Here is a 21,618-nt window from a genome sequence, read left to right as displayed (position 1 = left end):
GGGACCTCTTGACGAAGTCCTCGCGGAGCCATAGGTTCCCGGAACATTCGAATTATGGACCGAAACATTCGCGAGACGCGGTCGGCTTCGAGCCGTTCGACCCCGACAGGAGTTTCATGACCACCGCGCCCTGGCGTGACGCCGCCCTGCCCGCCGCCGACCGCGTCGACGACCTTCTCTCCCGGATGACCCTGGAGGAGAAGACCGCCCAGCTGTACGGCGTGTGGGTGGGCGCCGACACGGAAGGCGACGGAGTCGCCCCGCTCCAGAGCGAGATGACCACCGACTACGACTGGGACGAGCTGATCACCCACGGCCTGGGCCAGCTCACCCGCCCCTTCGGCACGGCCCCGGTGGACCCGGCGCTGGGCGCGCAGGCACTGGCGCGCGCCCAGCGCCGTATCACCGAGGCGGGCCGCTTCGGCATTCCGGCGCTCGCCCACGAGGAGTGCCTGGCCGGCTTCACCGCCTGGAAGGCCACGGCCTATCCGGTGCCGCTCGCCTGGGGTGCGAGCTTCGACCCGGAGCTCGTCGAGGAGATGGCCCGGCACATCGGCCGCGACCTGCGCTCGGTCGGCGTCCACCAGGGTTTCGCGCCCGTCCTGGACGTCGTACGGGACGCGCGCTGGGGGCGTGTGGAGGAGACGATCGGCGAGGACCCGTATCTGGTCGGCACGATCGGTGCCGCGTACACGCGGGGCCTTGAGTCGGCCGGGATCATCGCCACGCTGAAGCACTTCGCCGGGTACGCCTCCTCGGCCGGCGCGCGCAACCTGGCGCCGGTGCGGGCGGGCGTCCGGGAGTTCGCCGATGTGACGCTGCCGCCGTTCGAGATGGCGCTGCGCGAGGGCGGGGCGCGCTCGGTGATGGCGGCGTACACCGAGACCGACGGCGTCCCCGTGTCCGCGGATCCCGGGCTGCTGACCGATCTGCTGCGTCAGGAGTGGGGGTTCACGGGGACGGTGGTCGCCGACTACTTCGGCATCGGGTTCCTGGAGAGCCTGCACCGGGTCGCCGGCACCCCGGCCGAGGCGGCGCACGCGGCGCTCGCGGCCGGCATCGACGTCGAACTGCCGACGCTGAAGTGCTACGGGAAACCGCTGCTGGAGGCGGTACGCGCCGGGGACGTCCCGGAGGAACTGATCGACCGTGCGGCCCGCCGCGTGCTGCTCCAGAAGTGCGAACTGGGCCTGCTCGACGAGGACTGGGCCCCGGAGCACGCGGAGTCGATCGAGCTGGACTCGACCGCGAACCGGATTCTGGCCCGCCGCCTGGCCGAGCGGTCGGTGGTCCTGCTGGACAACCCGGACGGGATCCTCCCCCTCGCCCCCGACACCCGCATCGCGGTGGTGGGCCCGAGGGCGGCCGACGCGCTGGCGATGCTGGGCTGCTACTCCTTCCCGTCCCATGTGCTCCCCCGCCATCCCGAGGTGGAGACGGGCATCGAGATCCCGACGCTGCTGGAGGCGCTGCGCACCGAACTGCCCGACGCCAAGGTCACGTTCGCGGAAGGCTGCGGGGTGGACGACCCGGACAGGACCGGCTTCGAGGACGCGGTGGCCCGGACGGCCGAGGCGGACGTGTGCGTGGCCGTGCTCGGCGACCGGGCGGGCCTGTTCGGCCGGGGCACCTCCGGCGAGGGCTGTGACGCGACGGACCTGAGGCTTCCCGGCGTGCAGGGGGCACTGCTGGACGCGCTGGTGGCGACGGGTGTACCGGTCGTGCTGGTGCTGCTGACGGGACGGCCGTACGCGCTCGGCCGCTGGCACGGACGCCTGGCCGCCGCCGTCCAGGCCTTCTTCCCGGGGGAGGAGGGCGGCCCGGCGGTGGCGGGAGTGCTGTCGGGCCGCGTCACCCCCTCGGGCAGGCTGCCGGTGAGCGTCCCGCACACCCCCGGCGGCCAGCCCTGGACGTACCTCCAGCCGCCCCTCGGCCTCGCGGGCGAGGTCAGCAACCTCGACCCGACCCCGCTGTACCCCTTCGGCCACGGCCGCTCGTACACGACGTTCGCCTGGGAGGACTTCGCCGGCGCCGGCCCGGTGGAGATCGGCACGGACGGCTCGTACGACGTGTCGCTCACCGTCCGCAACACGGGCGACCGCGAGGGCACGGAGGTCGTCCAGCTGTACCTGCACGACCCGGTGGCCTCGGTGACGCGTCCGGACGTCCGGCTGATCGGCTACCAGCGGGTGGAGCTGGCGGCGGGCGAGGCGCGGCGGGTGACCTTCCGCTTCCACCCGGACCTGTCGGCGTTCACCGACCGCTCGGGCCGGCGGGTGGTCGAACCCGGTGCCCTGGAACTACGGTTGGGAGCATCCAGCGCGGACGTACGCCACACGGCACACCTGACGCTGACGGGCCCGCTGCGGGTGCTCGGCCCCGGCCGGCGGCTGAGGTGCGAGGCGGAGGTGTCCCGGGCGGCCTGACCCTCCGTGCCGGGGACGGGGGGATGCGATGGCCATGGTCAGGTACGTCCACGACGAACTGAGGGACGTCTTCTCGGCGCTCGCCGCATCGGCCGTCAACGTGGCCGTGATGGTGAGCGTCCGTGGCTTCTCGCCGGTGAGGCCGAGCGGGCTGGCGCTGCTCGCCGGTCTCGCGCTCGCCTTCCTGGCGGTGTACACGCTCCTCAGGTCGTCCCGCCTCAAGTGGTTCAGCGGGGTGAAGCAGTTCGAGGCGGCGGTCCCCGTGGAGGACACGGACGCGGCGCTGCCCACCGGCGACTCGCTGCGCCGCCACCCGATCGGCCTGCGGCTCTTCGCCGCGTGCGTGGCCATGACGTTGCCCCTGGCCCTCCTGTGGGACTCGTGGATGGCCGTGTTCCCGCTGTGGCCGGCGCTGGCGTGGCTGGGGCGGGCCGTGGTGTGCGCCCGCTGGGAGCGCCGGCACGGCCGGCTGGTGTGGCGGGGCCACCTCCCGGAGGAGCCGTGGGAGCTCTCGGTCAGTCGGCGCCCACCGACTCGAACCGCCACCGATGCACCGCCCGCGTGACCAACTCCCCGTCCGGCTCGGGGAGTTCGGGCAGCGCGGCGTCGTGGTCGGCGTCCCACCAGGTGATGACCAGGACGCGGTCCTGGGGGGCGCGGAAGGTCTCCCGGCGCAGCGGTTCCCGGGGCAGGCCCTGTGCGCGGACCCAGGCCAGCAGGTCCTCCCCGCGTCCGGGCACCGCCCGCGCCTCCCACATCAACGCGACCGTCACGAGTACAGGTTCTCCTTGCCGGCCTCGTGCACATGGCCGTGGCCCGGAACGTGCGGCTGCGTCACCGGCAGCGAGGAGTCCGCGGACAGGTCCCAGCCGGACGCCGGCCGGTCGCGGGCGACCATCTCGGCGCCGAGCGCGGCCACCATCGCCCCGTTGTCCGTGCACAGTTTCGGGCGCGGCACCCTGAGCCGGATCCCGGCCGCCTCGCACCGCTCCTGCGCCAGCGCGCGCAGCCGGGAGTTGGCCGCGACACCGCCGCCGATCATCAGGTGGTCGACGCCCTCGTCCTTGCAGGCCCGCAGGGCCTTGCGGGTCAGCACGTCCACGACCGCCTCCTGGAAGGAGGCCGCCACGTCGCGCACCGGGACCTCCTCCCCCGCGGCCCGCTTGGCCTCGATCCAGCGGGCGACGGCCGTCTTCAGGCCGGAGAAGGAGAAGTCGTAGGCCGGGTCGCGCGGGCCGGTCAGGCCGCGCGGGAACGCGATCGCGTCCGGGTCGCCCTCGCGCGCGTACCGGTCGATGACCGGACCGCCGGGGAAGCCGAGGTTCAGCACCCGGGCGATCTTGTCGAAGGCCTCACCGGCCGCGTCGTCGATGGTGGCGCCCATCGGGCGGACGTCCGAGGTGATGTCCGTCGACAGCAGCAGGGAGGAGTGCCCTCCGCTCACCAGCAGCGCCATCGTCGGCTCCGGCAGCGCGCCGTGCTCCAGCTGGTCGACGCAGATGTGGGAGGCGAGGTGGTTGACGCCGTAGAGGGGCTTGCCGAGGGCGTAGGCGTACGTCTTCGCCGCCGAGACGCCGACCAGCAGGGCACCGGCGAGACCGGGACCGGCGGTGACGGCGATGCCGTCCAGGTCCCTGGCGCTCACCCCCGCCTCCTTCAGCGCGCGGTCGATGGTCGGCACCATCGCCTCCAGGTGCGCCCGGCTGGCCACCTCGGGCACGACGCCGCCGAAGCGGGCGTGCTCGTCCACGCTGGACGCGATGGCGTCGGCCAGCAGGGTGGTGCCGCGGACGATGCCGACGCCGGTCTCGTCGCAGGAGGTCTCAATCCCCAGGACCAGGGGTTCGTCAGCCATGGATCTCGGTTCCTTGTACGTCGTTCGGGGAAGCGGCGCCCTCGGCGGAGCCGCTGCCCGGGGTCATGGTCAGCCGCATCACCAGGGCGTCCACGTTCCCCGGCTGGTAGTAGCCGCGCCGGAAGCCGATGGGTTCGAAGCCGAAGCGCTCGTAGAGCTTCTGGGCGCGGACGTTGTCGACCCGGCACTCCAGCATCACCTCGGCGCACTCGAAGGCGGTGGCGGCCTTCAGCAGCTCGGTCAGCAGCCGCCCGCCGAGGCCGGTGCCCCAGTGGTCGCGGGCGACGGCGATGGTCTGGATGTCGGCTCCCGCGGCGGAGCCGCTGTCCGACGCCGTGCCGGAGGTGGCGAGGCCCGCGTATCCGACGATCCGGTCGTTCTCCTCGGCGACCAGGTAGCGACGGGTCGCCTCCGGTCCGCGCGCATGGGCCAGTTCGGACCAGAACATGCCCCGCGACCAGGCGTCCTCGGGGAAGAGGTCACGCTCCAGCTCCAGGACGGGGTCGATGTCCCACCAGCGCATCTCGCGCAGTACGGCAGTCACGGGCTCGGTCACTTGGGGGTGACCACCTTGTAGTTCTTGGGGACCTGGGCGTCGGGCCGGCGCAGGTACAGCGGCCGGGGCGCGGGGAGTTCCTCGCCCGCCGCGAGCTTCTCGGCGGCCAGCCGGGCGAGTGCGGCGGCCGACACGTGCTCCGGCTCGTGCGCCTTGGGGAAGGTGCCGGGGTACAGCAGCGCGCCCGCGCCGACGGCGGGCAGGCCCTCCACCTGGTCGGCGATGTCGGCGGGCCGGTCGACGGCCGGGTCGGTGACGCGGGTGCGGGAGTCGGCGTAGCGCGCCCAGTAGACCTCCTTGCGGCGGGCGTCGGTCGCCACGACGAAGGGACCTTCCAGGTCGGAGGCGTACGCCAGGCCGTCCAGGGTGCACAGGCCGTGCACGGGCACGCCGAGCGCGAGGCCGAGGGTGTCCGCGGTCATCAGGCCGACGCGCAGCCCGGTGTACGGGCCGGGGCCGATACCGGCGACGATGCCGGTGACGGCGTCGAGCCCCGGGCCGGCCTCGGCGAGAACGCGGTCGATCGCCGGAAGCAGCAGTTCGCCGTGCCGGCGCGCGTCCACCTGGCTCGACGAGGCGATGACGTCCGTTCCGTCGTGCAGCGCGACGGTGACGGCGGGAGTGGCGGTATCCAGAGCGAGCAAGAGCACGCAAACAGCCTACGGCTCCCGCGCCCCCCGCATCGCCGCCCGGGCCGGGCCGTCACCTGCTGCTACCGTCGCCCCGAGGCGCGGTATACGACGCACACGGACGCACACAGAGGTGGTCACCAGTGGCAAGCAGCAGCTCGGGGATCGTGGCCGCGCTCACCGCGGCGGCCCTCGGTGCGGTCGGCTTCCTGGCCTACCAGGCGTCGGCGAGCGTCCCGGCCGGCCTCGGCAGGCCGCGGGTGAGCAGCTCGCCCACGGTGAGCGCCCCGGCGGCGCCCGCGCGGAAGAGCGATCCCGCCGCCCTGCCCGCCGGGTCCGGTTCGGGTGAACGGGTGGTGTACTCGGTGGGCGGCGACCGGGTGTGGCTGGTCGGCGCGGCCGACAAGGTGACGCGCACCTTCAAGGTCGCCCCCAGCGCGGTCGACCCGGCGCCCGGCACCTACACGGTGACGTCCCGCTCCAACCGCGTCACCGGCTCCGACGGCATCCCCGTCGAGCACGTCGTGCGCTTCACCAGCGTGGGCGGTGTGGTCATCGGGTTCAGCGCGGCGGTGGACACCTCGGTGGCGACGCCCGACCCGGGCATGAAGACGGGCGGCATCCGGGAGTCGCGCGCGGACGGCGACGCGATGTGGAGGTTCGCGACGATCGGACGGAAGGTCGTCGTCGTCCGTTAGGCGGGCGACGGTGCGTCCTCGGCGCGGGCGAGCCGGTCTGATCCAAACGACAGGCCCAGTGGAACTAGGCGGCTTCCCGGTGGGCGGCGGGCGGGTTGGTCTCCTCCGGCTCGGGGGCGCGCGGAGGCGTCGAGACCACGTTCGCGGCGGCGCAGGCCGCCAGCAGGTCGCTCATGGACACCCCGGCAACCGCGTACGGCTGCGGCTGCGGCTTGCTCTCTGTGGCCGGCATGGACGCCTCCTGGGGAGCCGGGGGCGGACGTAGTTAGGCACGCCTAACTACTGGCTGGATACCATGTCATCACGTGCGGGACGCCGAACGCAACATCTTGCCGACGCCTTGTCGGAACGTTCATGAAACCGCGACAACGCGGGCGGACCGCGCCGGTTCAGGCGGCGAGCACGCTCAGATCCACTGCCGACCAGCGCTCCCCGAGCCCGGTCAGCGTCACGTGCCGCACCTCGTCGGTGGTGTCCCCCACGGCCCGGTGGATCAGAACCTGCAGCCGGTCCTCGGTCAGCTCCTCGACCTTGCCCTCGCCCCACTCCACGACGACCACGGACTCGGGCAGGGACACGTCGAGGTCGAGGTCCTCCATCTCGTCCAGCCCGCCGGACAGGCGGTAGGCGTCCACGTGGACGAGCGGGGGGCCGTCGCCGAGGGACGGGTGCACGCGGGCGATCACGAAGGTCGGGGAGGTGACGGCGCCGCGCACGCCGAGCCCCTCGCCGAGCCCGCGGGTCAGGGTCGTCTTGCCCGCTCCGAGCTCCCCGGTGAGCATCACCAGGTCGCCCGCGCGCAGCAGCTTGGCCAGCTTGCGGCCCAGCTCCCGCATCTGCTCGGGGGAGGTGATGATCAGCTCGACGTCAGCCGGGTTGTGCGGTGCTGCTGGTGCTTCCATAGCCACCCACGGTAGCCCCTGCGGGCACGGCACCCGCACGGGTGAGCAGGTCGGCGAGCCGGTCGGTGACCACTTCCGGGTGCTCCAGCATCACCAGGTGCCCCGCGTCCGGCACCAGCACCAGCTCCGCGTCCGGGAGCAGGTCGGCGATCGCCTCGCTGTGCTCGCTGGGCGTGACGAGGTCCTGCACGCCCGCCAGTACGAGGACCGGCATGCCGCGGAAGTGGGCGAGCGCCTCGGTCTTGTCGTGGTTGTTGAACGCCGGGTAGTACTCGGCGACCACGTCGATCGGCGTCCCCTCGATCATCCGCTCGGCGAACCGGGCCACGGCCGGATCGACCTCCCGGGACGCGAACGAGTACCGCTTGATGATCCCGGCGAACAGGTCCGCCGTCGCCCGGCGCCCCTTCTCCACCAGGTCGGCCCGCTGCCCCAGCAGCTTCAGCACCCCGGGGAGGACGCGCCGCACCGCGTTGACGCCGGCGACGGGCAGCCCGAAGTTGACCTCGCCGAGCCGGCCCGACGACGTACCGACGAGGGCGACGGCGACGACGCGGTCGCGGATCAGCTCGGGGAACTGGTCGGCCAGGGCCATCACGGTCATGCCGCCCATGGAGTGACCGACCAGCACGATCGGACCGTCGGGCGCGGCCGCGTCGATGACGGCCTTCAGGTCGCGCCCCAGCTCCTCGATGGTGATCGGCTCGTCGCGCTCCACCTGGGCCACGCCGCGCCCGGACCGGCCGTGGCTGCGCTGGTCCCAGTGCACGGTCCGCACGACGCCTCTGAGCGCCGCGCGCTGGAAGTGCCAGGAGTCCTGGTTGAGGCAGTAGCCGTGGCTGAAGACGACGGTGACGGGAGCGGGTGCCTTGCGGCCGAAGAGCCGGCGGCGGCGCGGGCCGAGCGCGGGCGCGGCGTCCGGGTCGAGGTCGTCGACCTCGTAGTACAGCTCGGTGCCGTCGGCGGCGTACGCCTTGCCGGGCGAGCCGCGCAGCGCGCCGTACGGTCCCGCCGAGTCGAGGGCGAGCCGGGCCTTCTGCCGCATGCCCCGGCCGACGGTGAGCCGCTCGATGGCGACGCCCGCGGCCGCGCCCGCCGCGACCACGCCTATCGCGACGCCCGCGATGCCGGTCGCCCGGCGCCAGCCTCCGGCGGCCGCCCCCGTGGCGGAGGCGACGGCCGTCGCGGCCACGTCCGCGACGACCTCCGCACTGCTCTCGCTCACGTACCGCTCCTCTTCGCCGGACTGCTGTTCGATGGGTCAGGTGATACCGGAGTGACTGGTGTCATCCCGGGACGGGTCCTTGTGCGGGTTACCCGTCTCGTTCGTCCTTCACGGACCTTCGTCACTCATTCACATAGACGCGGGGAACGCGCGTTCCGATCCGGGTGACGATCTCGTACGCAATGGTGCCCGCGGCCTGCGCCCAGTCCTCGGCGGTGGGCTCCCCGCGGTCGCCCGGCCCGAACAGAACCGCCTGCGCTCCCGGCTCGGGCTCGTCCCCACCCAGGTCGACGACGAACTGGTCCATCGCGATCCGCCCCGCGACCGTACGCCACTTGCCGTCGACCAGGACGGGCCCGGCCGAGGAGGCGTGCCGCGGGATGCCGTCCGCGTAACCGAGCGGCACCAGGCCGAGGGTGGTCTCGCCCGGGGTGGTGTAGCGGTGCCCGTAACTGACACCGTGCCCGCCCGGTACGTGCTTCACCAGGGCCAGCGAGGCCGACAGGGTCATCACCGGCCGCAGCCCGAAGTCGGCCGGGGAGCCCACCTCGGGGATGGGCGAGATGCCGTAGAGGGCGATCCCGGTGCGTACGAGGTCGAAGTGGGACTCGGGGAGGGTGAGCGTGGCCGGCGAGTTGGCGATGTGCCGCACTTCCGGCCGTACGCCCTGCTCCTCGGCGTACGTCACCATCTCCCGGAAGCGGGTGAGCTGGGCGGCGTTGGCGGGATGCCCGGGCTCGTCGGCGCAGGCGAAGTGCGACCACAGCCCGGTGACGCGGATCAGCCGCTCGGCCTCGGCCCGCAACGCCTCGCCGACCAGGCCGGCCCAGTCCTCCCCCGGCTGGCAGCCGCCCCGCCCGAGCCCCGTGTCGGCCTTGAGCTGAACGCGTGCGGGCACACCGGCCTGCCGAGCCGCCTCGACGGCCTCCCGCAGCGCCCACATCCCGCTGACCGAGACATCCAGGTCCGCCTCGACGGCCTCACGCCAGGGCCCGCCGGGCGTCCACAGCCAGCACATGATCCGTACGTCCGCCGGCAGCCCGGCCGTCGCCCGCAGCGCGAGCGCCTCCTGAGGCGTGGCCGTCCCCAGCCAGTCCGCCCCGGCCGCGACCGCAGCGCGGGCGCATGCCGCAGCCCCGTGCCCGTACCCGTCGGCCTTCACCACGGCCATGAGGGCCGCGCCCGGCGCGAGGGCACGCAGGGTCCGCACATTGGCCCGCAACGCGGCCAGGTCGATCTCGGCGCGGGCCCGCAGGGTCGCGGTCCGCGCGGCTGCTCTCTCACTCATCGCCGCCCAGTCTCTCAGAGCCCCCCAACCCTCCCCGAGCCACCGACCCCGGACGGGCCCACATCCGGGCGGCCACGCCGCCCAGAGGGATGCAAGACGACGGCCCAGCCCGGCACCGGGGCACCCCCTCTCCAGGGGCGCAGCCCCGCAAGGGTGCAGGGACACACTCCCCGCCCCCCAACCGGCGTGCAAGGGCCCCCCGCAGGGGTGCAGGGGACGCAGCCCCCACCGAGGTCCAGGGGCGGGGCCCCTGGCGGGGGTGCAGGACGCACGGCCCCTACCGCGGTCGAAAGGGCGCAGCCCCCACCGGGGTCCAAGGAGCGCACTCCCCGCCGGGGTTCAAGGGGCGCAGCCCCTGGCGGGGCCAAAGGGGTGCAGCCCCACCGGGGGTGCAGGGCGCACGGCCCCCACCGGGGTCCAGGGCACGCAGCCCCCGCCCCGGTCCAAGGGGCGCAGCCCCCACCGGGGTCCAAGGAGCGCACTCCCCGCCGGGGTCCAAGGGGCGCAGCCCCTGGCGGGGTCGAAGGGGCGCAGCCCCTGGGGGATGGGAATGGGTAGGGGCGGCGGGGGCGAGAAACACCCGCCGCACCCCCACCCACCGGCACCCAGCCCCGCACCTCAACCCACCAACCGCCCGGCCCCCTCACCCCCGCACAACGTCCCGCCAGGCCCCCGGAACCGCCTCAGCCACATCATGTGCCCCCACCGGCGCCCCATCCGCCGCGAACCTCCCGGCCAGCCCATGCAGATACGCCCCCACACTCCCCGCATCCACCGCCGAAAGCCCCGCCGCCAGCAACGACCCCGCCAGCCCCGACAGCACGTCCCCGCTCCCCGCCGTGGCCAGCCAGGACGTCCCCGTCGGATTCACCCGCACAGCCCCGCCCCCCGAGTCCCCCACCAGCGTCGTGGAGCCCTTCAGCAGCACCGTCGCCCCGTACCGCCCCGCCAGCTCCCGCACCGAGGCCAGCCGCGCCCCCTCGACCTCCTCCCGGCTCACCCCCAGCAACGCCGCGGCCTCCCCGGCATGAGGGGTCATCAGCGTCGGCGCCGTACGCCCCCGCACCGCCCCGGCCTCCGCCAGCCGCAACCCGTCCGCGTCGATCAGCACCGGCACATCCGCCGCCAGCACCTCCGCCACGGTCGCCGCGTCGTCCCCGGCCCCCGGCCCGACGACCCACGCCTGCACCCGCCCCGCCCGCCTGGGCCCCTGGTCGGACACCAGCGTCTCGGGGAACCGGGCGATCACGGCCTGCCCGGCGGGCCCGACGTACCGCACGGCCCCGGCCCCGCCCCGCAACGCCCCCGCCACGGCGAGCACCGCCGCCCCGGGGTACCGCGCGGACCCGGCGGCGATCCCGACGACCCCCCGCCGGTACTTGTCGCTCTCCGCGGCGGGCACCGGCAGCAGCCGCGCCACATCGACGTGCTGCAGCGCCTCCAACTCCGGCTCCCGCGGCAGCTCCAGCCCGATGTCGACCAGCCGCACCGACCCCGCGTACTCCCGCGCGGGATCGATCAGCAACCCCGGCTTGTGCGTCCCGAACGTCACCGTCAGATCGGCCCGCACCGCGACCCCGTGCACCTCCCCCGTGTCGGCATCGACCCCACTCGGCAGGTCGACGGCGACGACAGCGGCCCGTGACCGCTCCGCCGCGGCGGCCAGCGGCACCGCGTCCGGACGCAGCCCGCCCTTGCCGCCGATCCCGACGATGCCGTCCACCACGAGATCGGCCCGCTCGACCAACTTCTCGGCGGCACCGGTCCCCACGGCGACGCCCCCCGCCCGCCGCAACGCCGCGAGCCCCCCGGCATGAGCCCGCTCCGGCGCGAGCAGCACCGCCGTGACGCCCGCACCGCGCCGCGCCAGCCGGGCGCCGGCGTAGAGCGCGTCGCCGCCGTTGTCGCCGCTGCCGACCAGCAGCACCACCCGGCTGCCGTACACCCGCCCGAGCAGATCCGCGCAGGCGGCGGCGAGCCCGGCCGCCGCCCGCTGCATCAACGCCCCTTCCGGAAGCCGCGCCATCAGCTCCCGCTCAGCCGTCCTGACCGTCTCCACGCTGTACGCAGTACGCATGCCGTCGAGTCTCCCGCACGGCCGCCTCCGTATGTCACCGACGACGAACGGCGTCACATCCGGCGTCACATCCGCCGTCACATCGCGACGTCACATCCATTGACGCTTTGCCGTGCCTTTGCCAAACTCACGGCCCCCCACAGGTGAATCGATTCACTCGAATCGTTTCGACAGACGACCGGAGGACCCACCCCCATGGGACCCAGAGCCGCACTCCCCACCCGCAAGCCCGCAGGTACGACCGTGGCGGCCGCCGTCGCCCTCCTCACCGCCGCCGGCGCCCTGACGGCACCTGCCACCGCCACCGCCGCCCCTCCGCAGGCGGCCGCCGCCTGCGGCGAGGGCATGTACCAGGCGGAGGCGGTGCTCAGCGGCAGCACCTGGACGGCCCGGCGCGGCGGCAGCACTGTCTACACGGGCACCGACATGCGCGCCGCCGTCCAGGCTGCCGTCAACAGCCTGACGTCCGGCCGCACCGCCAAGGAACGGGTGGTGGTACGCGGTTCGGGCTCGGTCTCCGCCGGCTCCCGCATCTCCCTCCCGAGCTACACCGTGCTCGACGTCTGCGGCACCATCAACGTCACCGGCACCGGATCCGGCGACCAGGCACCGGTCTACTCCCGGGGCACCCGCGACGTGGAGGTCCAGCACCTCAACCTCACCGGCACGCCGCTCTACGGCGTCTTCCTGCGCAACGTCCAGAACGTCGTCCTGGGCCAGATCGACATGCGCCTGTCGCGCGGCCTCGGCGTCCGCATCGACAACCGCGGCGACACCAGCCAGTGGACGAAGAACGTCCGCATCGACAACGTGTACGTCTCCGGCGCCTCCAGCCACGCGGTGGAGACATACGGCGTCGACGGCCTCACCATCGGCACGGTGACGGCCCGTAACGTGGGCGAGTCCGGCCTGCTGCTCAACCAGACCATCAACGCCCGCGTCACCAAGGTGGACGCCGAGAACGCGGGCACCGGCACCGGTTACGCCGCCTTCCGCATGGCCAACCGCAACGGCCGGGTCGGCAGCGGCTACCCCACCAACATCCGGGTCGGCGAGGTCATCGCCCGCGGCGGCGGACGCGGCGTGTTCTGCGTCTCGGAGAGCGGCGGGGCGGTCATCGACAAGGTGACCCTCAGCAACACCGGCAACAACTCGATCCTGATCGAGAACTGCTACAACGTGAACCTCGCCGCCCAGAGCGGCACCGTCACGGGCGGCGGCGAGATCCGGCTCGCGGCACGCTCGGAGTTCCCGAACAACAAGGACATCACCGTCCAGAACCTGACGGTCACCAACTCGGCCATCAGGGAGAGCCCCTGCGGCGAGAACACCACCTTCCGCAACATCACCCGGGTCAACACCAGCCAGTCCATCTGCTGACGCTCGGTAAGGGGATGGGCCTCGGCGGTCCTCACCCCTCGGCGATGACGACCGCCGAGGCCACCCCCGCATCATGACTCAGCGACAGATGCCAGGACCGCACCCCCAGTTCCGCCGCCCGCTCCGCCACCGTCCCGGTCACCCGCAACCGCGGCTGCCCACTGTCCTCGACGTACACCTCGGCATCCGTCCAGTGCAGCCCGGGCGGGGCACCGAGCGCCTTGGCGAGCGCCTCCTTGGCGGCGAACCGCACGGCGAGCGAGGCAACGCCGCGCCGCTCCCCGCTGGGCAGCAGCAACTCGCTCTCCCGGAACAGCCGCCGGACGAGCCCGGGCGTACGCTCCAGCGACTCCGCGAACCGCTCGATCTCCGCCACGTCGATGCCGACCCCGATGATGCTCATGCCGAGCACCCTACGGCCGCGGACCGAGCCGGGGATCAATTGCCGGGCTGACTGTCACACCATGCTGCTAACCTGCGGCGACTTCACTCGTACAGCACACGCGTACGACAGATCAGCCACATCGATGGATCGTCAGCCACGGCGACCGCCCTGGGGGGCCGGTCGGCGCGCCGTGCACGGGGAAACGCCAGGGGGGCGCGAGCGTGAGCAGGACCAGCGGCGGCAGAACCGCCACCGGGCCGGGACCGAGTACCGACCCGTTCGACAACCTGCCGGAACTCGCCGCGCTGCGCACCGCCGCGCAGGCCCGCGACTGGGCCGGCACCCAGGCGTTCTTCGCCGGCCTCGACTCGGCCGACAAGGTCTCCTTCGCCTCCGGGCTGCTGGCCGACATGGCCGGGGTCGAGCACTACCTGGAGCAGGCCGCGGCGGCACGGCCCGGCGATCCGCTGCCGCGCACGCTGCTCGCCGAGCGGTACATCCGCATCGGCTGGGAGATCCGCAGCAGCCTGCGCGCCGAGCACGTCTCACGCGAGCAGTTCGACCAGTTCCACGCCTGGCTGCGCAAGGCCGAGCAGCTGCTGATCGAGGTGTGCGCCGAGCAGCCGGGGTACGCCCCCGCCTGGACCGCCCGTCTGATCACCGCGCGCGGCCTGCAGCTGGGACAGTCCGAGGCACGCCGCCGCTACGACCGCCTGTCGGCACGTCACCCGCACCACTACCGCGCCCAGTCACTGCTCCTGCAGCAGCTGTGCCCCAAGTGGGGCGGTTCCTGGGAGGCCGCGCACGGCTTCGCACGGGAGTGCGCGAGTGCCGCCCCGGACGGCTCGGACGCGGGTGTCCTGGTCGCCGACGCGCACATCGAGCACTGGCTGGACCTGGACAGCGGCGAGGACACGGCCTACATGCGGGGTCTGCCGGTCCGCGACGACCTGCGACACGCCGCCGAGGTCTCGGTGCTGCACCCCGGCCACCGGCCCGGCTGGGAGTGGATCGGCGCGCACAGCACCTTCGCCATGGCCTTCTCCCTCGGCGGCCACCGCGAGGACGCGGCCCGGCACTTCGCGGCCCTCGGCGACAGGGCCACCGAGTACCCGTGGGCGTACCTGCCCGACTGGCGGAACCAGTTCGCGAAGTTCCGCAAGGCCGCCCTGGCCACACTCTGAGGGGGGACGACACATGACCACCGAACTGCACGACGCCACCGGCCTCGCCGCCCTCGACGGGCTGGTCTCCCACACCACCACGCAGGGCGTTCCCACGCTGTACGCGCCCCGGCCCGGCGAGATCACCGCGGGCCTGTTCTTCCGCGTGGGACGCGCCGACGAGACCCTCGCCACGGCCGGGATCACCCACCTCGTCGAGCACCTCGCGCTGTACCGCCTCGGCCTGTCCGACCTGCACTACAACGGCGCCACGGCGAACGCCTACACCCTCTTCCACGTCACCGGCAGCGAGGAGGAGGTCGTGACCTACCTCAACACCGTCTGCGCGGGCCTGCGCGACCTGCCGCTGGAGCGGCTGGAGACGGAGAAGGAGATCCTGCGCACGGAGGCCGCCGGGCGGGGCGGCGGCCCCCACTCCCAGATGCCGCTGTGGCGTTACGGCGCCCAGGGCTACGGCCTGTCCAGCTACGACGAGCTGGGCACCTGGGGCCTGACGCCCGAGCAGGTACGTCACTGGGCCGCGACCCGCTTCACGCGGGAGAACGCGGTGCTGTGGATCACCAGCGACCACGTGCCCGACGGCCTCGACCTCACCCTGCCCGCCGGCACGCGCGTCCCGGCGCCCGCCCCGACGAGCGCACTGCCCGTCACACCGGCCTACATCCACGGCGACGACGGCCATGTCGTCCTCACCTCCGTCGTGCCCCGCTCGACCGCCGCCGCGGTCTTCGCCGAGGTGCTCGGCCGCGCGCTGTTCCAGGACCTGCGCCAGGAGGGAGGCCTCTCCTACACGGCGGAGGCCGACTACACCCCGCGCGACGCCGGCTTCGCCACCCTCACGGCGTACGCGGACGCGCTGCCGAAGAAGCAGGACGCGGTGGTGGGCGGCTTCGTCGACACCCTCGCGCGGCTGCGGGCGGGCCGCATCGAGCAGTCCGAACTGGACTCGGCGCGCGGCAAGTTCCTGAAGGTGTACGACGCTCCCGACCTGGGCGCCGCCGCCCTGCCCGGGTACGCCCTGAACCTGCTGCTCGGCCACCGGATGCTCAGCCCCGAGCAGCACAAGGCCGAACTGGCGGCCGTGACGCTCGCCGACCTGCGCGCGGTGGCCCGCGAGGTGTGGGCGGGCGCCCTGCTCCAGGTGCCGAGCCGGGGCGCCGACTGGGCGGGCTTCACTCTCGCCCCGCAGTACTCACAGGACGTGGTCACCGGCACCCGGCACCCGTCCCTGGAGGACGACCGGGTCACGCTGGTCATCGGCACCGAGGGCGTCAGCCTGAGCACGCCGGGCGGCCCGGTCACCGTCCGCTACGACGCCGTGGCGGCGATGACCGCACGCCCCGACGGCGCCCGCGCGCTGACCGGCCTGGACGGCTTCACGGTCTCGGTGGAGCCGACGCTGTACCGGGGGGTGACGGCGGAGCGGATCGCGGCGATCGACGCGGCCGTGCCGCACGCCGCGGTGGTCCCGATGCCCGCCCGCGAGCCGGAACGCATCCCGCAGCCACGCAAACGGCCCCGTCCGGCGGATCCCTCCGCCGGCCGACGGAGGAAGGCGGCCTGGAGCGCCCGTGGCTGGACCGCCGCCGTCGTCCTGCTGGCCACGCTGGCCGTGGCGTGGCCGATGCTCGGCGGATACCTCATCGTCGACCGGATCAGCGAGGGCCGTGTGCCGCCCCTGCCGGGCGTGTTCGGCATCGGCGTACTGGAGTACACCCTGATCCGCTGCACCAGGACGGCGAACCAGCGCCGCAAGCTCGCCCGGACAGTCGCGTAAGGCCGTCCACCGGGCCCGTCAGGGCCCTCCTCGAAGCGACCTCAACACCACCGAACAGGGGCCCCGCGCACCATGACCGCCACGGTAACCGCAGTCAGCAGCAACAGCGAGTACTCCTTCACCAAGCCCAACCGCCCCAGCATCACCCTGCTGGCCGGCCTGGGAGTCGAGGGAGACGTACACGCCGGTGTCACCGTCAAGCACCGCTCCCGGGTCGCGCAGGACCCGACACAGCCGAATCTGCGTCAGGTGCACCTCATCCACGAGGAGCTCTTCGCCGAAGTGGGCGGCCGGGGATTCACCGTCGCTCCGGGCGAACTCGGCGAGAACATCACCACCAGGGGCATCGACCTGCTCGCCCTGCCGGTGGGGACGCTGCTGCACATCGGCGACGAGGCCGTCGTGGAGGTCACCGGCCTGCGCAACCCCTGCCTGCAGATCGACACCTTCCAGGACGGCCTGCTGAAGCAGGTCGTCGGCCGCGACGAGGCCGGGAACATCGTGCGCAAGGCCGGGATCATGAGCGTCGTACGGGTGGGCGGCGTGGTGCGTCCCGGCGACCCGATCGCCGTGAAGCTCCCGGACGGGCCGCACCGCCCCCTGGAACGGGTCTGACCCCGTCCCTTTGTCCCCTGTCCCCTGTCCCCTACTCCACCGTCACCGACTTCGCCAGGTTCCGGGGCTGATCCACCTCGTTCCCGCGCGCCGTCGCCAGCTCGCACGCGAACACCTGCAACGGCACCGTGGCCACGAGCGGCTGGAGCAACGTCGGCGTGGCGGGGATCCGGATCAGATGGTCGGCGTACGGGGCGACCGTCTCGTCGCCCTCCTCCGCGATCACGATCGTGCGCGCACCGCGGGCCCGGATCTCCTGGATGTTGGAGACGATCTTGTCGTGCAGCACGGACCGCCCGCGCGGCGACGGCACGACCACCACCACGGGCAGGTCCTCCTCGATCAGCGCGATCGGCCCGTGCTTCAGCTCGCCGGCCGCGAAGCCCTCGGCGTGCATGTAGGCGAGCTCCTTGAGCTTCAGGGCGCCCTCCAGCGCGACCGGATACCCGACGTGCCGCCCCAGGAACAGCACGGTGCCCTTGTCAGCGAGGGAACGCGCCAGCTCCCGCACCGGCTCCATGGTCTCCAGGACCCGCTCCACCGCCCCGGCGATGCTCGACAGGTCCCGGATCACCGCCTGGATCTCGTCACCCCACTTGGTGCCCCGCACCTGCCCCAGGTACAGGGCGACCAGGTAGCACGCCACCAACTGCGTCAGGAACGCCTTGGTCGAGGCGACGGCCACCTCCGGCCCCGCGTGCGTGTACAGCACCGCATCCGACTCGCGGGGGATGGTCGAACCGTTGGTGTTGCAGATGGCGAGCACCCTGGAGCCCTGCTCACGGGCGTGCCGCAGGGCCATCAGGGTGTCCATGGTCTCGCCGGACTGCGAGATGGCGATGACCAGGGTCCGCTGGTCGAGGATCGGGTCCCGGTAGCGGAACTCGCTGGCCAGCTCCACCTCGCACGGGATGCGGGTCCAGTGCTCGATGGCGTACTTGGCGATCAGGCCGGCGTGGAACGCCGTACCGCACGCCACGATGACGACCTTGTCGATCTCCCGCAGCGCCCCCGGAGGGATCCGCACCTCGTCCAGGGTCAGCGAGCCGGAGCCGTCGATGCGGCCCAGCAGCGTATCGGCGACCGCCTTGGGCTGCTCGGCGATCTCCTTGAGCATGAAGTAGTCGTAGCCCCCTTTTTCCGCCGCCGACGCGTCCCAGTCGACGTGGTAGGACCTGACCTCCGCCGGGCGGCCGTCGAAGCCCGTCACCGTCACCGCGTCCCGGCGCAGCTCCACCACCTGGTCCTGACCCAGCTCGATCGCCGACCGCGTGTGCTCGATGAACGCGGCGACGTCCGAGGCGAGAAAGGCCTCGCCCTCTCCCACGCCCACCACGAGCGGCGAGTTCCGCCGCGCCCCCACGACCACATCGGGCTCGTCCGCGTGCACCGCGACCAGCGTGAACGCGCCCTCCAGCCGCCGGCACACCAGCCGCATCGCCTCCGCGAGGTCCGCGCAGGAGGAGAACTCCTCGGCGAGCAGATGGGCCACGACCTCGGTGTCGGTCTCCGAGGCCAGCTCATGGCCTCGCTCCTCCAACTCGGCCCTCAGCAGAGCGAAGTTCTCGATGATGCCGTTGTGCACGACCGCGACGCGCCCCGCGTTGTCGATGTGCGGATGGGCATTGGTGTCCGTCGGCCCGCCGTGCGTGGCCCACCGCGTGTGCCCGATGCCCGTCGTCCCCGTCGGCAAGGGCCTGCCGTCCAGTTCCTTCTCCAGGTTGAGCAGCTTCCCGGCCTTCTTCGCCGCGGCGAGCCCGCCGTCCGCGAGCACGGCGACGCCGGCCGAGTCGTAGCCCCGGTACTCCAGCCGCTTCAGCCCGGCCATCACGACCTCAAGCGCCGACTGCGACCCCACGTATCCCACGATTCCGCACATGGGGCGCAGCCTACGTCCCGTCCGTCGCCCGATTCCGGCACTGCGTGCCCGAAATCGGAAATTCCCACCGGCGCACGCAGGCGGAGCGGACACGTCCGCTCCGCCGATCGATTTCGGTCATCTTTTCCCGGCGCCACCCGCCACTCCCTCACCCTCGAACACAGGAAACACACAGAACGCCCCTGGTGTGTGAGGGAATCGTGCAGTCCGGAAGGAGTTACCCGTCGGTAGGAGGTTTCGCGCCACCCCCTCCGGCCCCCCACGCCGCCCCTTTCCGAGCCTGTCGGCGTATGCCTAAGGTTGCGCCGCGCCTGACCGGATCTGACCAATCCGTCATCGCGCATGTCCATCAGCGACCGGGGGAACAGCGTCGCCACGGGGAGGGGCGCGTCGCGCTATCGCAGTACCTGCCATCCGTGCGTCCCATGCCGGACAGCTCCTGCCGTTCCTGACGCCACGACGGCCAAGCGATCCTTCTCGGCTCCTGAGAGCCTCATCGCCTTGAGTCTCCAACGGCTGATTTCCGGTCACCTTCTCCGTCATGAAGGGGATGCACCTTTGCGTTCCAGACCACCAGCGTTCTTCAGACCCGGGCCAGAGCGATCCGGGCTCTCCGCCCGGGCCGTTCCGCTCCTCCTCTCCGTCGCGGTCGTCGCGGGCCTGGCCGCCCGCCCGGATCTGCCCGGCCGGCCCTCCGTGGACAGGGCCGAGCCGGTGGCCGACTCGTACGACTGGTTCGAGGACACGGCCGCCGAGCAGTTGCGGCAGGACCAGTGCCTGATGGCCGACGTGCTGCGCCTGGGCGGACCGTACATGGCCGCGACCGCGCAGGACGGCCTCAACCAGCCCCCGGACAAGCTGCATGCGCTGGCCAACCGGCAGCACTGGGAGGACACCCCGCTCGCCGCGGCGTATCAAAAGGACCGGGACGCGGCGACCAAGGAGGGGGCCGCCCTCCAGGCCCTGAGCGAGGGATGGAAGAAGCCTCTTGACGGGCTGGAGACTCCAGCCGGTTTCACGGTGGCCGATTTCCATTGGCCGCCGGGCACCAGCAACGACGGCAAGGAGGACTTCCACTCCCAGACCGGCCTGACCAAGTGGATCAGCGACCGGTTCTGGAAGAGCGAGAGCGACTTGTACGCCGACCCCACGCCCGAGGCGGACGAAGCGACGGTCAAGGCCGTCACATCCCTCGGCACTCCGCTCTACGGCAAGGATCCCGACCCGGGTCTTCCCGGGGACGAGTGGAACCGCGCGCTCGCCGAGCGGGACGGATTCCAGCACCTGTCGGACTGGAAGCTGGAGCCCACGGGTGCGGACAACGCCCGTATCTTCCTGGCCTCCGGAGGCTTCCCCCGTACGGCTCCCCAGCCGGGCACGGCCGAGTACCGCATCGCGGTCGAGGACCTGAAGTCCCGCTTCGCCTCGTGCGCGTGGCGTGACCCGATCGACCCGAACAAGGTACTGGGCACCGTCTCCACCGTCGCCGCCACCGAGTGGCAGCAGGAGATCTCCTCGCAGGCCACCCAGCGCAACCGGATCCTGACGGCGAACAAGGACGCCACCAAGGCCCTCGCCTCCGGAGCGAAGGCCCTCGGCGAGATGCTCGGCCACTCGTGGATCGCCGACCGTCTCGCCCGCTGGCAGGACTACTGGTCCGCGGGCGGGATCGGCTACGTCGGCGACGCTCCGACGGTGATCGAGGCGTACGGCGCGAAGGGCAAGTGCCTGGACGCCGCGGGCGCCGGCAAGACCAACGGCACAGCCGTCCAGCTCTACACGTGCAACGGCTCGGCCGCGCAGAAGTGGGAGGTGTACGGCGACGACAAGGGCCTCCACCTTCGCAACGTCAACGCGCTGAAGTGCGTGGACGTGTCCGGGACCGGCTCGGCGAACGGCACGAAGATACAGCTCTGGACGTGCAACAGCTCTCCGGCACAGACGTGGGAGTACGACATCCGTGCCACCACGAGCCTGAAGAACGTCGGCACGGGCAAGTGCCTGGACCTGCGGACGTACGACAACGGCCAGGACTCGCGGCTGTGGACGTGCACCGGCACCAACCCGCAGAAGTTCACCGTCAAGCCGTCCGGCCACAACGGCACCGTTCCTCCGGCGGCCCAGTTCACCAAGGCGAATGCCGGTATCGCCGCCGCCCGGGCCGGCGCGAAGAAGCAACTCGACGCCCTCAAGGTGCAGTTGGCTGCGGCGCAGAAGGCCGCAACCACCAGTGACGCGGCCGAGCAGGCCGCCTACGCGGTCGCGGACGCGGCCGGCGCGCCGCGCGGCCGTGGCCTGCTGGTCGGCCAGCAGAAGGCCCAGGTCACCAAGGGCGCGGCAGCCGCGCTGGAGGCGATGGTGAAGGCCGGCGAGACCGCCGAGGCCGCCACCCGCGCGTCCGCCGGTGACAGCCAGACCATCGCGCAGCGTGCGCTCGCCCAGGCCGCGCAGGCCAAGGCGGAGTTCCGCAAGGAAGCGGCACACGCGGCCGAGTTGCAGGCGAAGGCCGCCGCGGACGCGGCCAAGGTGCACCGCGACAACGCCAAGAAGGACAAGGAGACCGCGGAGGCCAAGCTCACCGAGGCTCTGAAGGCCGAGGGCGACGCGAAGGCAGCCGCCGCCGAGGCCCACGCCGAGCGGCTCGCGGCGGAGGCCGAGGAGAAGACGGCGAAGGCGGAGAAGGAGACCGCCGCCGCCAAGCAGGCCGAGGCAGCGCAGCACCGGAAGAACGCCGAAGCCGAG

At 72.7% G+C, this 21,618-nt stretch carries 19 protein-coding genes; 8 read left to right on the top strand and 11 right to left on the bottom strand.

Annotated features, from left to right (window positions below):
* Positions 1–116: 116 nt before the first annotated feature.
* Positions 117–2,426 (top strand): glycoside hydrolase family 3 N-terminal domain-containing protein, encoded by a 2,310-nt coding sequence (locus tag NW895_RS09015; RefSeq protein WP_289934855.1) that lies wholly within the window; start codon positions 117–119, stop codon positions 2,424–2,426.
* 28 nt (positions 2,427–2,454) lie between these two features.
* The gene (locus NW895_RS09010; RefSeq protein WP_289934854.1) at positions 2,455–2,991 is read left to right on the top strand and encodes a hypothetical protein; all 537 of its coding nucleotides are present in this window, start codon (positions 2,455–2,457) and stop codon (positions 2,989–2,991) included.
* Here NW895_RS09010 and NW895_RS09005 read toward each other — a convergent pair.
* The 4 genes from NW895_RS09005 to tsaB are packed head-to-tail and all read right to left on the bottom strand — an operon-like array spanning position 2,942 to position 5,487.
* Complete coding sequence (locus NW895_RS09005; protein WP_289934853.1) at positions 2,942–3,199, bottom strand: hypothetical protein; 258 nt, start codon at positions 3,197–3,199, stop codon at positions 2,942–2,944. The two genes, NW895_RS09010 and NW895_RS09005, sit on opposite strands and share 50 nt — an antisense overlap.
* A complete protein-coding gene (tsaD, locus tag NW895_RS09000; RefSeq protein ID WP_289934852.1) occupies positions 3,196–4,281 on the bottom strand; it encodes a tRNA (adenosine(37)-N6)-threonylcarbamoyltransferase complex transferase subunit TsaD in 1,086 nt (361 codons plus the stop codon). Before tsaD ends, NW895_RS09005 begins: the two co-directional genes overlap by 4 nt.
* Entirely contained in the window at positions 4,274–4,837 is a 564-nt protein-coding gene (rimI, locus tag NW895_RS08995; RefSeq protein ID WP_289934851.1) for a ribosomal protein S18-alanine N-acetyltransferase, read from the bottom strand. The genes tsaD and rimI overlap by 8 nt, the downstream gene beginning before the upstream one ends.
* A complete protein-coding gene (gene tsaB / locus NW895_RS08990) occupies positions 4,834–5,487 on the bottom strand; it encodes a tRNA (adenosine(37)-N6)-threonylcarbamoyltransferase complex dimerization subunit type 1 TsaB (protein WP_289934850.1) in 654 nt (217 codons plus the stop codon). Before tsaB ends, rimI begins: the two co-directional genes overlap by 4 nt.
* Before the next feature lie 122 nt (positions 5,488–5,609).
* Here tsaB and NW895_RS08985 point away from each other — a divergent pair, with 122 nt between their 5' ends.
* Positions 5,610–6,164 (top strand): hypothetical protein, encoded by a 555-nt coding sequence (locus tag NW895_RS08985; RefSeq protein ID WP_289934849.1) that lies wholly within the window; start codon positions 5,610–5,612, stop codon positions 6,162–6,164.
* 64 nt (positions 6,165–6,228) lie between these two features.
* On the opposite strand, the gene NW895_RS08980 is transcribed toward NW895_RS08985, so the two are convergent.
* The 5 genes from NW895_RS08980 to NW895_RS08960 form a co-directional block, all read right to left on the bottom strand.
* Positions 6,229–6,396 (bottom strand): hypothetical protein, encoded by a 168-nt coding sequence (locus NW895_RS08980; protein WP_289934848.1) that lies wholly within the window; start codon positions 6,394–6,396, stop codon positions 6,229–6,231.
* Between the two features lie 157 nt (positions 6,397–6,553).
* Positions 6,554–7,066, bottom strand: coding sequence for a tRNA (adenosine(37)-N6)-threonylcarbamoyltransferase complex ATPase subunit type 1 TsaE (gene tsaE, locus NW895_RS08975; protein ID WP_289934847.1), 513 nt, complete (start codon positions 7,064–7,066; stop codon positions 6,554–6,556).
* Positions 7,032–8,291 carry an alpha/beta hydrolase gene (locus NW895_RS08970; RefSeq protein WP_289934846.1) on the bottom strand — a complete coding sequence of 420 codons (1,260 nt, stop codon included), beginning with the start codon at positions 8,289–8,291 and terminating at the stop codon, positions 7,032–7,034. Before NW895_RS08970 ends, tsaE begins: the two co-directional genes overlap by 35 nt.
* 121 nt (positions 8,292–8,412) lie before the next feature.
* Positions 8,413–9,579: an alanine racemase gene (gene alr, locus NW895_RS08965; protein WP_289934845.1), complete on the bottom strand. Its 1,167-nt coding sequence runs from the start codon at positions 9,577–9,579 to the stop codon at positions 8,413–8,415.
* 643 nt (positions 9,580–10,222) lie between these two features.
* Positions 10,223–11,656 carry an NAD(P)H-hydrate dehydratase gene (locus NW895_RS08960; RefSeq protein ID WP_289934844.1) on the bottom strand — a complete coding sequence of 478 codons (1,434 nt, stop codon included), beginning with the start codon at positions 11,654–11,656 and terminating at the stop codon, positions 10,223–10,225.
* 195 nt (positions 11,657–11,851) lie between these two features.
* Here NW895_RS08960 and NW895_RS08955 point away from each other — a divergent pair, with 195 nt between their 5' ends.
* Complete coding sequence (locus tag NW895_RS08955; protein ID WP_289934843.1) at positions 11,852–13,036, top strand: hypothetical protein; 1,185 nt, start codon at positions 11,852–11,854, stop codon at positions 13,034–13,036.
* 31 nt (positions 13,037–13,067) lie between these two features.
* Here the strand turns inward: NW895_RS08955 and NW895_RS08950 are convergent, their stop codons facing one another.
* On the bottom strand, positions 13,068–13,439 hold the full coding sequence (locus tag NW895_RS08950) for a holo-ACP synthase (protein ID WP_289934842.1): 372 nt from the start codon (positions 13,437–13,439) through the stop codon (positions 13,068–13,070).
* A gap of 203 nt (positions 13,440–13,642) precedes the next feature.
* Here NW895_RS08950 and NW895_RS08945 point away from each other — a divergent pair, with 203 nt between their 5' ends.
* From NW895_RS08945 to NW895_RS08935, 3 genes are all read left to right on the top strand, one after another.
* Complete coding sequence (locus NW895_RS08945; protein WP_289934841.1) at positions 13,643–14,605, top strand: hypothetical protein; 963 nt, start codon at positions 13,643–13,645, stop codon at positions 14,603–14,605.
* Between the two features lie 13 nt (positions 14,606–14,618).
* Positions 14,619–16,382 (top strand): insulinase family protein, encoded by a 1,764-nt coding sequence (locus tag NW895_RS08940; RefSeq protein WP_289934840.1) that lies wholly within the window; start codon positions 14,619–14,621, stop codon positions 16,380–16,382.
* Between the two features lie 72 nt (positions 16,383–16,454).
* On the top strand, positions 16,455–16,997 hold the full coding sequence (locus NW895_RS08935) for an MOSC domain-containing protein (protein WP_289934839.1): 543 nt from the start codon (positions 16,455–16,457) through the stop codon (positions 16,995–16,997).
* Between the two features lie 31 nt (positions 16,998–17,028).
* Here NW895_RS08935 and glmS read toward each other — a convergent pair whose 3' ends face one another.
* Complete coding sequence (glmS, locus tag NW895_RS08930) at positions 17,029–18,876, bottom strand: glutamine--fructose-6-phosphate transaminase (isomerizing) (protein WP_289934837.1); 1,848 nt, start codon at positions 18,874–18,876, stop codon at positions 17,029–17,031.
* Between the two features lie 780 nt (positions 18,877–19,656).
* Here glmS and NW895_RS08925 point away from each other — a divergent pair.
* Positions 19,657–21,618 (top strand): RICIN domain-containing protein (locus NW895_RS08925; RefSeq protein WP_289935496.1); only part of this gene is annotated, 1,962 nt, incomplete at its 3' end.

It is taken from the genome of Streptomyces sp. S.PNR 29 (genome assembly GCF_030386795.1).
Classification (GTDB): domain Bacteria; phylum Actinomycetota; class Actinomycetes; order Streptomycetales; family Streptomycetaceae; genus Streptomyces.
Note: the sequence above shows the minus strand (reverse complement) of the source record. Positions and strands in the feature narration are given on the sequence as shown.

Bases quoted from the DNA above. Each gene is read 5' to 3' on its own strand.
- NW895_RS09015 (WP_289934855.1), top strand. From the start codon at position 117: ATGACCACCGCGCCCTGGCGTGACGCCGCCCTGCCCGCCGCCGACCGC.
- NW895_RS09010 (WP_289934854.1), top strand. From the start codon at position 2,455: ATGGCCATGGTCAGGTACGTCCACGACGAACTGAGGGACGTCTTCTCG.
- tsaD (WP_289934852.1), bottom strand. From the start codon at position 4,281: ATGGCTGACGAACCCCTGGTCCTGGGGATTGAGACCTCCTGCGACGAG.
- NW895_RS08980 (WP_289934848.1), bottom strand. From the start codon at position 6,396: ATGCCGGCCACAGAGAGCAAGCCGCAGCCGCAGCCGTACGCGGTTGCC.
- tsaE (WP_289934847.1), bottom strand. From the start codon at position 7,066: ATGGAAGCACCAGCAGCACCGCACAACCCGGCTGACGTCGAGCTGATC.
- alr (WP_289934845.1), bottom strand. From the start codon at position 9,579: ATGAGTGAGAGAGCAGCCGCGCGGACCGCGACCCTGCGGGCCCGCGCC.
- NW895_RS08960 (WP_289934844.1), bottom strand. From the start codon at position 11,656: ATGCGTACTGCGTACAGCGTGGAGACGGTCAGGACGGCTGAGCGGGAG.
- NW895_RS08955 (WP_289934843.1), top strand. From the start codon at position 11,852: ATGGGACCCAGAGCCGCACTCCCCACCCGCAAGCCCGCAGGTACGACC.
- NW895_RS08950 (WP_289934842.1), bottom strand. From the start codon at position 13,439: ATGAGCATCATCGGGGTCGGCATCGACGTGGCGGAGATCGAGCGGTTC.
- NW895_RS08940 (WP_289934840.1), top strand. From the start codon at position 14,619: ATGACCACCGAACTGCACGACGCCACCGGCCTCGCCGCCCTCGACGGG.
- NW895_RS08935 (WP_289934839.1), top strand. From the start codon at position 16,455: ATGACCGCCACGGTAACCGCAGTCAGCAGCAACAGCGAGTACTCCTTC.
- glmS (WP_289934837.1), bottom strand. From the start codon at position 18,876: ATGTGCGGAATCGTGGGATACGTGGGGTCGCAGTCGGCGCTTGAGGTC.